Source organism: Granulibacter bethesdensis CGDNIH1, assembly GCF_000014285.2.
Taxonomy (GTDB): Bacteria; Pseudomonadota; Alphaproteobacteria; order Acetobacterales; family Acetobacteraceae; genus Granulibacter; species Granulibacter bethesdensis.
This window is the reverse complement of sequence record NC_008343.2, coordinates 60,131-72,219: the sequence shown is the minus strand read 5'-3', so window position 1 is coordinate 72,219 and position 12,089 is coordinate 60,131. Positions and strand designations below refer to the sequence as shown.

The 12,089-nt window shown below is 53.1% G+C and carries 10 protein-coding genes; 2 read left to right on the top strand and 8 right to left on the bottom strand.

Translation table 11 applies throughout. From position 1 onward, the window contains the following. Positions 1–161: 161 nt before the first annotated feature. The 6 genes from ahcY to rho form a co-directional block, all read right to left on the bottom strand. Positions 162–1,472 (bottom strand): adenosylhomocysteinase, encoded by a 1,311-nt coding sequence (gene ahcY / locus GBCGDNIH1_RS08890; RefSeq protein ID WP_025317967.1) that lies wholly within the window; start codon positions 1,470–1,472, stop codon positions 162–164. A gap of 102 nt (positions 1,473–1,574) precedes the next feature. Further along, a complete protein-coding gene (gene rraA / locus GBCGDNIH1_RS08865) occupies positions 1,575–2,063 on the bottom strand; it encodes a ribonuclease E activity regulator RraA (RefSeq protein ID WP_043452568.1) in 489 nt (162 codons plus the stop codon). A gap of 102 nt (positions 2,064–2,165) precedes the next feature. Next, the gene (locus GBCGDNIH1_RS08740; RefSeq protein ID WP_157691946.1) at positions 2,166–2,996 is read right to left on the bottom strand and encodes a glycosyltransferase family 2 protein; all 831 of its coding nucleotides are present in this window, start codon (positions 2,994–2,996) and stop codon (positions 2,166–2,168) included. Between the two features lie 186 nt (positions 2,997–3,182). Further along, the gene (locus tag GBCGDNIH1_RS08405; RefSeq protein WP_125910952.1) at positions 3,183–4,796 is read right to left on the bottom strand and encodes a hypothetical protein; all 1,614 of its coding nucleotides are present in this window, start codon (positions 4,794–4,796) and stop codon (positions 3,183–3,185) included. Positions 4,797–4,816: 20 nt separating this feature from the next. Next, complete coding sequence (locus tag GBCGDNIH1_RS08400; RefSeq protein WP_011630768.1) at positions 4,817–6,754, bottom strand: glycosyltransferase family 2 protein; 1,938 nt, start codon at positions 6,752–6,754, stop codon at positions 4,817–4,819. Between the two features lie 4 nt (positions 6,755–6,758). Beyond that, positions 6,759–8,033 (bottom strand): transcription termination factor Rho, encoded by a 1,275-nt coding sequence (rho, locus tag GBCGDNIH1_RS08160; RefSeq protein ID WP_025285646.1) that lies wholly within the window; start codon positions 8,031–8,033, stop codon positions 6,759–6,761. 282 nt (positions 8,034–8,315) lie between these two features. On the opposite strand from rho, the gene GBCGDNIH1_RS08070 reads away from it, so the two are divergent. Further along, a complete protein-coding gene (locus tag GBCGDNIH1_RS08070) occupies positions 8,316–9,554 on the top strand; it encodes a multidrug effflux MFS transporter (protein WP_011630766.1) in 1,239 nt (412 codons plus the stop codon). On the opposite strand, the gene fabG is transcribed toward GBCGDNIH1_RS08070, so the two are convergent. After that, entirely contained in the window at positions 9,535–10,275 is a 741-nt protein-coding gene (gene fabG, locus GBCGDNIH1_RS08065; protein ID WP_232449663.1) for a 3-oxoacyl-ACP reductase FabG, read from the bottom strand. The genes GBCGDNIH1_RS08070 and fabG overlap by 20 nt on opposite strands. Before the next feature lie 76 nt (positions 10,276–10,351). Here fabG and GBCGDNIH1_RS08060 point away from each other — a divergent pair, with 76 nt between their 5' ends. Continuing rightward, positions 10,352–11,029 (top strand): carbonic anhydrase, encoded by a 678-nt coding sequence (locus GBCGDNIH1_RS08060; protein ID WP_011630764.1) that lies wholly within the window; start codon positions 10,352–10,354, stop codon positions 11,027–11,029. 78 nt (positions 11,030–11,107) lie between these two features. Here GBCGDNIH1_RS08060 and GBCGDNIH1_RS08025 read toward each other — a convergent pair whose 3' ends face one another. Further along, on the bottom strand, positions 11,108–12,079 hold the full coding sequence (locus tag GBCGDNIH1_RS08025) for an HpcH/HpaI aldolase/citrate lyase family protein (protein WP_025285643.1): 972 nt from the start codon (positions 12,077–12,079) through the stop codon (positions 11,108–11,110). Positions 12,080–12,089: the final 10 nt, after the last annotated feature.

Below are 12,089 nucleotides of genomic sequence, written 5' to 3'. Positions count from 1 at the left end.
TTTATGAAGCAAATTTCCTTATCATTCAATAGAATAAAATTATGATTCTTTCACGTCAAGCCGCAGGTGGCTTTCAAAACAGCTTGAAATAATAAAGGCGACCTCTGAAAGGCCGCCTTTACTAACAATAATCAATAAAAAATATCAGATATTAATAATACTCAGTAACGATACAGATCATGCTTGAACGGACCAGCCTGAGAAACACCAATATATTCAGCCTGTTTGTCAGAAAGCTTCGTCAGCTTCGCTCCTACCTTGGCAAGGTGCAGGGCAGCCACCTTTTCATCAAGGTGCTTCGGTAGCGTATAGACATGGTTCGGCAGATATTGGCCCGGCTTTGCCTGCCAGAGTTCAATCTGCGCCAGAACCTGATTGGTGAAGCTCGCGCTCATCACGAAGCTCGGATGGCCTGTTGCATTACCCAGATTGACCAGACGGCCTTCCGACAGGATGATCAGGCGCTTGCCATCGGGGAACACGACCTCGTCCACCTGCGGCTTCACGTTTTCCCAGCGATAGTTACGCAGGCTCTCGATCTGGATCTCGGAATCGAAGTGACCAATATTGCAGACGATGGCCCGGTTCTTCATCGCGCGCATATGGTCGATGGTGATAACATCCACATTGCCGGTGGCGGTCACGAACAGATCACCGCGCGAGGCGGCCTCATCCATGGTGACGACTTCATAACCTTCCATCGCCGCCTGCAATGCGCAGATCGGATCAATCTCGGTCACCAGAACGCGGCAACCCGCATTGCGCAGCGACGCCGCCGACCCTTTGCCAACATCGCCGAACCCGGCAACGACTGCGATCTTGCCCGCCATCATGACGTCAGTGCCACGGCGGATACCATCCACCAGGCTTTCACGGCAGCCGTACAGATTGTCGAATTTTGACTTGGTAACGCTGTCATTGACGTTGATCGCCGGGGTCAACAGTTTACCGGCTTTGGCCATTTCCCACAGACGATGCACACCGGTCGTTGTTTCTTCCGACAGGCCACGGACATCCTTCAGCATCTCGGGATACTTGTCGTGCATCAGCACGGTCAGATCACCGCCATCATCCAAAATCATATTCGGGGTCCAGCCATCCGGACCACGGACAGTCTGCTCAATGCACCACCAGAATTCTTCTTCTGACAGCCCCTTCCAGGCGAAAACCGGGATACCGGCGGCCGCGATCCCAGCCGCAGCATGGTCCTGCGTCGAGAAAATATTACAGGAGGACCAGCGCACCGTCGCCCCCAGCGCCGTCAGCGTTTCGATCAGCACAGCGGTCTGGATGGTCATGTGGAGACAGCCGGCAATACGCGCGCCTGCCAGAGGCTTGCTGTTGCCATACTCTTCCCGCAGCGCCATCAGGCCGGGCATTTCATCCTCGGCCATCCGGATTTCTTTCCGGCCCCAGTCGGCCAGACCAATATCGCGAACCTTGTAGTCTTCAGCGACCGCTGTATCGGGCATGCTACTCTCCATAATACATAAGGATATATTTATATCTTGAGGTGGACCCTAGCCGTTTGCACCCGGCAGATGCAAGCGTATCCCTGTGTCAGTCTGATAATATTAAAGAGGCAGCGCACCGCCTGGGCTGACGAGGAGTCCGTCTTCGTCGGCATAAACCCAGTCACCGGTTGCAAAGGTCACGCCACCGAAAGAAACAGGCTCATCCAATACACCTGAACCGGCTTTGCCGCTTTTCCACGGATTGGTTCCCAGTGCCTTGATCCCGATCGGCAGGGTTTTGAGCGCCACGCTATCCCGTACCACGCCCCAGGCGACGATGCCGACCCAGCCATTTGTGACCGCCAAGCCAGCAATCACATCGCCCACCAGGGCGGAGCGCAATGATCCACCCCCATCAATGACCAGAACAGCACCCTGGCCGGGGGAAGAGAGGGTCGCCTTGATCAGGGCATTGTCTTCATAGGTACGAATAGTCCGGACCGGCCCGCTGAAACGTGCCTGGCCGCCATAGCTGGCAAACTGGATAAAGCAGGAGCCGAGACGATCCTGATAGGCATCCACCAGATCAGCCGTTGCAAACACCACCATGCTCCTGCCATTGCCATAAGGGCGCACCCACCCTCAATCGTCTAGCCACGCGCCCTATTTGCAGCAAGCCCTTCCACTTCTGATCGGATGTGCAATCGAATCTCAGGGATTACCAATACGATCAAGAATTTTCAGGACATTGGGCATGTATCGAACAGCAATCGGATCTTCAATTTCATTTCTGTTATAGTATTCGAATTCTTCCATTTTACGGATGGCAATATCCGCTGGATACCCGCGATTAACCTTGCACTTCCAATGCGCCAGAGAACGGGTAAAATAATGATTGATTCGCGCCCCCTTATAATCAGGGATGGCTTTCGTTAGCCCTTTCACCACTTCACCCTGATCTGAAACATACCATTCCAGGGAATTGCCGGCTGCATCCACATAAGGCGCATCCGTGTTGAACCAATGTGGATTATCGCAGGATATGACTGACAGTGGACGAACAATCGACTTGATATGCCGATTGGGGAAAAAATCTGCACCGGAACGTCTGGTGAAACTTTCCGTAATCAGCCCGGACGGAAAATCGACTAACCCGCTGGAACCATAAGTGGCCCAGTTGACGCCGATACCCCCTATTTCCCGATCTTTGAAACCATCCAGATATTCCGCTATGTGAACAGGGAATTCCGGCATCAGATACTCATCTGAATCGACAAAAGCGATCCAGTCAAATTCATGCCGATAGACATGACAGGCTGTAAAATAGGCGTCGACTTGATACCGTGAATCGGTACGATCCCAATGATGATAGCGTACATCGAGCACTTTCGATGCCGCCTTGATTATCTCAGGGGTCGAATCGGTGGAGCGATTGTCGAAAATAATCTGTGAGTGAAAGCCAACAGCGCCGTGGAACGCGATCCATTCCGCAATATCACGGCCCTCATCGCGGACATTCATGCATAAGGCAATTCTGCTCATGACCATTTGTCCGTCAGTACCGCGATGATCTCAAAAAACGAACTCCCAACACGTGCGCGCCACCGATGACGGCGATGGGGAGACAGTCAAATACCCATCCCTTTCGTCGCCTCAGAAATTATCTTTACCATTGTTGGATATGGAAACAAGGGGACCACAATTTTACGATAAGAATAAACTCCCCGATCAAGGGTGGGTCACAGTCTCCGCATCATAAGCAGCCTGCCAGACTGTTGCAGCTGTACTGTCCGATGAAACCTGAATAGAGGCTTGCATGCCCGCACTCCCGGCTATACACGCGACATGCATATCTGCGACAGCGCTGGATGGCAGAAAAGGTGTCAGGCTTTGACCATGAATGGTGATCGCTTTGCCTTCCCTTGTGTAGAGACAGCGTAGCTCCCACGCACCTGATTTTTTATTTTCCGGCTGATATGCCTGCACAGTTGCATGCAGAAGCATTTGTGATCTGTCCGGCAATACAACCAGAAGAGAATTGACAGACGGTGATTTTCCATCACGTGTTAACTCAATCGCTGCCTGAGACTGGGTTTTTCCAGTCACTGTGCAATGCTGGCTTTCCTGCCCGACCATCGCCGAACTGGTGATACATCCATTGGCGGCATTTACTTCAAAAGGCCGTTCACCCGTCCCCGCATGAAGGCGAGATTCAGGTCTGACGGAAAAAGCACGTCCTGCTTCCTGCTGTGTCACAAAACTGCCTTCCTGGGGATGCCTGTCCCCGGCATGAAGGAATCCTGCATATACACCGGCATTGCGCCCTGTCACAAACCCTTTGTCCCAGTGATTTTGGGCCAGAAATGCACTGCCTTGAAGATTGCCATCCGCACTGAGATAAATGCCGAACATATTCGGCCTATCAGAATCAGGATTGAATTCATCCCTTTTGACGTCTGGCCCCCAGTTGATATTGGAGCCTTCATAATTGATACAGGAGGGTGGATATTTTTCACGCTGTAAAAAAGCATCTTTCTGACAGCGTGTGATGGTATTGATTCCATAAACCCGACTTGTGATGCCGACACTGATTGGAATAGTCCCGTTCCCCGACACCGGACGGAATCCAATAAGGGTCGTTTTTCCAGTGGATGCCACCCAGCTATCGACATCAAGCCAATGCCCCCCGGGATCCCAATTAACGAGAGCAGCACTCCATCCTTTCCCTGCCTCGACATACATACCGGGCTGTAACTGCCTGACCTGATCTGCTGACAGGCTGGTAACAATTCTTGTTCCCTCCGCCACCGAAGGGGGTATGATTTTTTTTGCTTTGGTTGTCACATCCTTGATATATTTTTTGCTGGATGTGCCATCCATCAGAGTCGGATTGTTCTGATCTTTGAGTTGAGCATCAGGTAAAAAAATCAGTGCCGGTAAGGCATTATTGGTCACATAAATCCCGGCGGTATCCCGGCCACCATATTCTGCACGCATCTCCGGCCTTGAATAAAAACCTCCTGTAATCCCGGCTGCTGTCACAGGAGAACGGGGCTGGTTAGCTATAAAAGCCGCTGCCACACCATAATCTTCAGCACCTGAAACATGCTTCGAGACGACAAAAGGGCCTGATAAAATTCTTATTTCCTCCGGACTTTGGAAAAGCGTATTTTTCTTGTTTTCCAGATCATGTACAATTGCCAGTACATTGGTATTCTCAATCATTTTTGCTAAATCGGAATGACTCTCGACCTGTGCAGCAGAGGCAGGACCAGTCCAAAGCAAAGTTCCGCCACATACCCATACCAGAGCAAAATTTTTCAGCACAGTTTTTACCTGCATGAGACCCATTTCCGATTTTTTTATTTCAACAATTCAAGCAAAGCTCTGCAAACAGGATTTTCAATAAATGAGGCATCATTTTTAAAAAACTGTACTGTTTTATATATATTTTCTTTAAATAAATCTTCGATATTGTTATTTATTTGTCTGATCGATGGAATATTGAGAAGTTTTTCTTTGTTTTGATAAATTTTATCAACAAAATATCCTGTATAATCTGCATCTTTTTGATTATTTGACTTGTATAAAGTCAGATACCTCTGCGCCACTTCAGGATTAACATTTTGTGTTGTTTGTTCTGTTGTCATCGGGCGGTTCCCCCGATTTCTGGAAGCTTTCCAGAGAAACTCTTCCACGGATTTATGCCAGTAATGATTGAGCGAAGCATATCGTTCATGCAGATTTGCATTCGCGGCCGTTGCCTCATCTGACGGAATATACGGCAATTTATTTCCGCCGGCATCCCTTCTCCAGATTGTTCTGTTCCGTTCCACAACAGGAAAATGGGGTTGGGAATGAAAAAATCTGTGAGGCTTAACCAGGGATTTGACAGCAGGCAGTGCCTCAGCCGGGCGTTTTTGAAAACGCTCCATCAGAGGCCGGTTGTTCCATCTGCTCTGGCCGTTGGGGCCAAACTCAACCCAGTTGATCGCAATCAAATCGGTTGGAAATGCCTCCTGCCATTCAAGATAATCCTGCATACCGGAGAAACATTTACGATCCAGAACAAGAAATTCATCAAGATCACATAGCAGTGCCCATCGAAAATCCAGCACATAAGGTGCCTGACTAAGAGCGTGCCCGAATGCTTTTGACTGCGCGCTGCCCCCGGCTCCCAGGACATTATCAATATAGGTAATAATTCCTTCTTTGGCGAGCACTTTAAGAAGCTGCTCTGAGCCATCATCGTTATTGTTTGAATAAAAAAATATATGCTCAAAACCCAGTGCCTGATAATGGGCGATCCATTCCAGAATATAGACGCCTTCATTACGTGCCGTTGTTACCACGCAGGCATTTTTCCGTGGTTCTATCTGCGACCTTGCAGAAAAATTACAAAAAAACCCTACCGAAGTCGGATGAGAATTCTGACCCGTCCGTTGCAAATAATCCCTATCCGGTCCGATACTAAGCGTTTCAGGCAGCAACCGTTGATCGATCTGCCATTTTTTTAAATCCGGCAGTGCCGTCTGCAACCAGAAATCATCGGGAAAAATGGCTCTGACAGCATTGAGAAGATCCAGATCGCCTGCAATCCGACCTGATAATCTATCAATATCATCATAAGGCAGGAGGAAAAATAAAGCCTGAAAAACAGTTCTGACCAGAGCGGTATCAGACGCATCTGCAGGCTCTATACTCTGGATCAGGCGCTCAACAGAAAGCGGTTTGGAGAGGATTGTCTCAAGATGGGCCAAACATTGCACGACATCATCAGGCGGCTGGATGTCGGCAGTTTGTTCCAGCGTATAAATTTCCCATCCACCTCTGGCTGCGGCGCAAGCATTCTGCTTTCCTCCCAGAACGGAGGAGAAATAATAGCCAGGAAAAGAAAAAAGCGTAAATTTCCCTGTATCGGCCTGATAAATTTTTATCCCTACAAGACTGGATTGTTCAGCCTGATTTCCGATAAAGGATAAACTGATTGGCCCGGATAGCCGAAAAGCAAATCCATAAAGCGGTGCATGCGCAAAACGGGCAATATAAACGGGTTCATGTTCAGAACCGGCTATTTTATCAACCGGAAGATGAGACAATTGCCCATTACTGGTGCTGGCGCAGACAATAGTACCATGGGCTGAACGAAGTCTGTAAAATACAACCACTGCGCGAATAACCCCCGTATTTACAGATATACTAAGGGATACTTCGCATGTCGGAATAAAATTAGAAATAAGAAATTTTTCGCAACATTGATGCGGCGTAAAGACAAAAAAAATGGCCCGTTTCCGGGCCATTTTATCAGGTGTTCATTGCATCGAAGAAATCCTGATTCGTCTTGCTGTATTTCAGCTTGTCGAGCAGGAAATCCATCGCATCGGTGGTGCCCATCGGGTTGAGGATACGCCGCAGCACCCACATCTTCGACAAAGTGGCCTTATCCACCAGCATTTCTTCCTTACGGGTACCACTCTTGGTGATATCGATCGCCGGGAAGGTGCGCTTGTCGGACAGCTTGCGATCCAGCACCAATTCACTGTTGCCGGTGCCTTTGAACTCTTCGAAGATAACTTCGTCCATACGGCTGCCGGTATCGATCAGAGCCGTCGCAATAATCGTGAGACTGCCACCTTCCTCAATATTACGCGCCGCACCGAAAAAGCGCTTTGGCCGCTGCAATGCATTGGCATCCACGCCACCGGTCAGAACTTTGCCCGATGACGGCACGACGGTGTTGTAGGCACGCGCCAGACGGGTAATGCTGTCCAGCAGAATCACAACATCCCGCTTGTGCTCCACCAGACGCTTGGCCTTTTCCAGCACCATCTCGGAGACCTGCACATGCCGGGTTGCCGGCTCATCAAAGGTGGAGGCAATGACCTCTCCCTTCACACTGCGGGCCATATCGGTCACTTCTTCCGGCCGCTCGTCGATCAGCAGCACCATCAGGAAGGCTTCCGGATGATTTTCCGCGATGGCGGTCGCGATATTCTGCAACATCACCGTCTTGCCGGTACGCGGCGGCGCCACGATCAGGGCGCGCTGGCCCTTACCGATCGGAGCGATCAGGTCAATCACCCGCGGAGTGCAATCCTTGCCCGGCCCCTTGGCGACGGACTGAAAGTTCTCCACCTCCATCTTCAGGCGCTGATCGGGGTAAAGAGGGGTGAGGTTGTCGAAATTGATGCGGTGGCGCACGGACTCCGGCGCCTCGAAATTGACCGTATCAAGCTTCAGCAGGGCGAAATAACGCTCCCCATCCTTGGGCGCGCGGATTTGTCCACCGACCGTATCGCCATTGCGCAGGCCGAAGCGGCGCACCTGGCTGGGCGAAACATAGATATCATCCGGACCGGGCAGGAAATTCGCTTCGGGGCTGCGCAGGAAGCCGAAACCGTCCGACAGGATTTCCAGCGTTCCTTCGCCATGGATCGCCTGATCATTTTCGGCCAGATTTTTGAGAATGGCGAACATCATATCCTGTTTACGCAGGGATGATGCGTTTTCGATCTGCAGGCTTTCAGCAAAGCTGAGCAGGTCCGCGGGGGATTTAGCCTTTAATTCGGCGAGGTGCATGGGCGCCCGAAGTATATATAAAAGAGGAACAGCATCAGAAGGGGGAATGTCACCAGATCGACCGTCCACACACGCATCGCGCGGTTAGACCGGCGAAGGAGACAGGAATGGAGGATCATGCGCCGGCGTGGAGAATTGCCGGTTTCAGGGTGACCCTAAGCAGTTTATATTCATCCTGTCAAGAAGATCGCCTTTAAATAGTCAAGGAACAGAGTTCCTGCATTCCTGCCCCTGCGAAGTTTTCGCTGCTCCTGATCGACCGGGAGTAGTACGGGCGGCGTCATGCCTTCCGCGCGTCTTTCCGTCCCCCTGATCATCCTGCTGGGTCTTGTTACCTCCGTCGGACCCATGTCCACCGACATGTATCTGCCGGCCTTCCCGCAGTTGCAGGCTGATATTGGCGGCCATTATCAAGGGGCCGCCCAGATTACCCTGGCAGCATGGTTCGTCGGCCTGGCTATCGGGCATCTGACCAATGGAACCCTGTCCGACCGGTTTGGCCGCCGCATTCCGCTGATTGCCGGGATGCTGATCTATACGCTGGCTTCAACGGGGTGCGCCCTGGCCACGGATTTATGGAGCTTTACCCTGTTCAGGCTGATTGCCGCCCTTGGCGGATCAGCCGGCATGGTGACACCACGCGCCATCGTGAGGGACATGTCCGACGGGCATGAAGCCGCGCGCCTGATCTCCCGCCTGATGCTGATCATGGGGGTGGTGCCGTTGCTGGCGCCTACACTCGGGGGGATGATGCTGTCTGTCATGTCATGGCGGGCCATTTTCTGGCTGGGCAGCCTGTATGGCGCGGTCTGCGTGGTGCTGGTGATCATGTTCCTGCCCGACACCCTGGCACCGGAAAAGAGACTGATGCTGTCCCCCGGCAGTATTGTGATCCGCTACGGCACGATCCTGCGCGAACGGGTGTTCATCACCCATGCCATGCTCAGCGGCTTTTGTGTGGCAGCCCTGTTTACCTATCTGGCCGGCTCCCCTGCCGCCTTTATCCAGTATTACCATATCAGCCCGACCGTTTATGGCATGATCTTCGGGATGAACGCGGTCGGCTATATCGGGTGCAGCCAGCTTAATAATCTGGCCCTGCCACGGTTGGGAATGCATCGTGTTTTGCGGATCGGCACCACTCTCTATCTTTGGCTGGTCTCTCTGCTGATCGTGAATGTCTATACCGGCCTGGGTGGTCTGATCGGAATGATGATCCTGCTGTTTCTCGCCCAGTCGATTCAGGGTTTCCTGACCCCGACCGCCGCAGTCGGCGCGCTCAGCCCACACGCGGCCCATGCCGGGAGTGCCTCTGCCCTGATGGGCACACTTCAATATGTGCTGGGCGCTTTATTTGGCACAGGCGTTGCGGTGCTGGCCGATGGCACACCACGCCCCATGGTCGTCTTCATGATGTTGGGAGGGATATGCTCCCTGATCGGCGACAGACTCCGGCCGGGATCACGGCACGGAGGCCCGCGTCTTTTCAGACTGCGCTGGTCTATGCCATCCCGCCATTGACGGAGAGGGTCTGCCCGGTGATGTAGCCCGCGTTCCGGCCGCACAGGAACGAGACAGCCGCCGCCACTTCCTCCGGTTTGCCGGCTCGACGCGCTGGAACGGCCCGGCGAATCATCTCCGGATCCATGCCAGCCGTCGCAGGGCTTTCAATAATGCCCGGTGCCACTGCGTTCACTGTAATGCCCCGCGCCGCTACTTCCATCGACAGGGATTTGACCGCACCGATCAGACCGGCCTTGGCGGCAGCATAATTAGCCTGCCCGCGATTACCGATCAGCGCCGAGACCGATGAGATCGCCACGATGCGTCCCCAGCGCGTTCCCATCATGGGCAACAACAACGGTCTGACGCAGGCGAAAAATCCATTCAGCGAGACATCAAGCACCGAACGCCACTGCTCGATTTCCATCCCTGCCAGCGGAACATCGTCATGCGTCCCGGCGTTGTGCACCAGCACCTGGATGGGTTTACGCTCAACCAGGTCAGAGAATACCGTATTCGCCGTCTTATAATCCGACAGGTCCAGGCTCAGTGCTTCCGCGCTTCCGCCATCCGCACGGATTGCGGCCACCAAGGCCTGAGCCTTATCCAGACTTGAATGTGCATGAACCAGAACGTGATACCCATCTGCCGCAAGCTGACGACTGAGCGCCCGACCCAGCGGACTTGCGCCCCCGGTGACAAGGGCATGGATCGCCTGGTCATTGGCATAATACGTCACACTCTGCTTCCTTGTTTGCAATCGACATAAGCCATACTGATATCACGCCATCTATTTTCAGGAGAGTGTCCCAGCAATGAAGAGTAACGGCCGACTTAAGAGACTGTTACAAGGTGCCAGACATTTCCGGGAACGCGTTTTTCCGATCCGGAAAAGTCAGTTCGAGGCGCTGGCCAAGGGGCAAAATCCGGTAGCCCTGTTCATTACCTGCGCTGACAGCCGCATCAGCCCTGAAATGATCACCCATGCCGAGCCGGGCGACCTGTTCGTCTGCCGCAATATCGGCAACATCGTTCCGAAATATGGCGATATGCTGGGGGGTGTCTCGGCGGTGATTGAATATGCCGTGACGGCTCTAAAAGTAGATACGATCATCATCTGCGGCCATTCCGATTGCGGGGCAATGAAGGCACTGCGCGATCCGGAAGCCAAGGAACTGGATGCCATGCCCACCGTGCGCAACTGGCTGAGCAACGCGCTGGAAGCCCGCGACATGGTCCATGAACATCATGGCGATCTGGAAGGCGATCATTACACGCAGGCTCTGGTTGAACAGAACGTGCTTTTGCAGATGAAGCATCTGCGATCGCACCCCGCCGTTGCTGCCGGAATCGAGAAAGGCAATCTTCAGATATACGGCTGGGTCTACGGAATCGAGGATGGACGCATCGAGGTGTTCGACCACGGCACCACGCGCTTCATCCCGATCGAGAAACTGTCAGCCCGTTTCTCGGGTCGTAATTATCGCATCTGATCTTTCCACGATTCTCACCAGCAAAAATGGCCGGTTCAGTTTGAACCGGCCATTTCCTTTGATAGCAGCGATCAATAATTAGCCGGAGATCTGGTTGGCCTTGGCCAGCAGCGCTTCCGCCATACGGATGGACGCGATATCGATCAGACGGCCATCCAGTGATACAGCGCCACGACCTTCCTTGGCGGCCTGTTCCATGGCTTCCAGAATCCGGCGCGCCTTGGTCACTTCCGCTTCGGACGGAGAAAACACCTCGTTCGCCAGTGCGATCTGGCTCGGGTGGATCGCCCATTTGCCTTCATAACCGAGCACGGCGGCGCGACGGGCAGCAGCGCGATAGCCTTCCGGATCGTTGAAATCGCCGAACGGGCCATCAATCGGGCGCAGACCGTAAGCACGGCAGGCCACCATCATGCGGCTCTGTGCGAAATGCCACTGATCCATCCAGTAATAATCGCGATTACCGCTCTCATCACGATCAGTCAGCACGCCGTAATCGGGATTGACGCCGCCGATCACGGTGGTGCGGGCGCGCGTGCTGGCGGCATAGTCGGCCACGCCGAAGCTCATGGCTTCCAGACGCTTCGAAGACTGGGCGATAGCTTCCACATTCGCCATGCCGAGTGCGGTTTCGATCAGAACCTCGAAGCCGATCTTCTTTTCGCGCTTCTTGGCCTGTTCGATCTGCGTCACCAGCATGTCCACGGCATAGACATCGGCAGCCGTGCCGACCTTCGGGATCAGGATCATATCGAGACGCGGGCAGGCTTCGACGATATCGACCACATCGCGATACATATAGTGGGTGTCGAGACCATTGATGCGTACCATCATGGTCTTGTTGCCCCAGTCGATTTCGTTCAGGGCCTGAATGATGTTCTTGCGCGCCTGATCTTTCTCATCCGGCGCCACCGCGTCCTCGCAATCGAGGAAGATGATGTCAGCGGCGGAGCGGGCCGATTTCTCGAACAGGGCTGTGTTGGAACCCGGCACCGCCAGTTCAGAGCGATGCAGGCGCGGCGTTGCTTGTTCGACCAGCGTGAAGCTCATGGCTTCCTCC

What these genes read in the sequence shown, in the direction of transcription:
- ahcY (WP_025317967.1), bottom strand. Translation starts at nt 1,472, where the DNA reads ATGCCCGATACAGCGGTCGCTGAAGACTACAAGGTTCGCGATATTGGT.
- GBCGDNIH1_RS08060 (WP_011630764.1), top strand. Translation starts at nt 10,352, where the DNA reads ATGAAGAGTAACGGCCGACTTAAGAGACTGTTACAAGGTGCCAGACAT.
- GBCGDNIH1_RS08400 (WP_011630768.1), bottom strand. Translation starts at nt 6,754, where the DNA reads ATGGCCCGGAAACGGGCCATTTTTTTTGTCTTTACGCCGCATCAATGT.
- rraA (WP_043452568.1), bottom strand. Translation starts at nt 2,063, where the DNA reads ATGGTGGTGTTTGCAACGGCTGATCTGGTGGATGCCTATCAGGATCGT.
- GBCGDNIH1_RS08405 (WP_125910952.1), bottom strand. Translation starts at nt 4,796, where the DNA reads ATGCAGGTAAAAACTGTGCTGAAAAATTTTGCTCTGGTATGGGTATGT.
- GBCGDNIH1_RS08025 (WP_025285643.1), bottom strand. Translation starts at nt 12,079, where the DNA reads ATGAGCTTCACGCTGGTCGAACAAGCAACGCCGCGCCTGCATCGCTCT.
- GBCGDNIH1_RS08740 (WP_157691946.1), bottom strand. Translation starts at nt 2,996, where the DNA reads ATGAGCAGAATTGCCTTATGCATGAATGTCCGCGATGAGGGCCGTGAT.
- rho (WP_025285646.1), bottom strand. Translation starts at nt 8,033, where the DNA reads ATGCACCTCGCCGAATTAAAGGCTAAATCCCCCGCGGACCTGCTCAGC.
- GBCGDNIH1_RS08070 (WP_011630766.1), top strand. Translation starts at nt 8,316, where the DNA reads ATGCCTTCCGCGCGTCTTTCCGTCCCCCTGATCATCCTGCTGGGTCTT.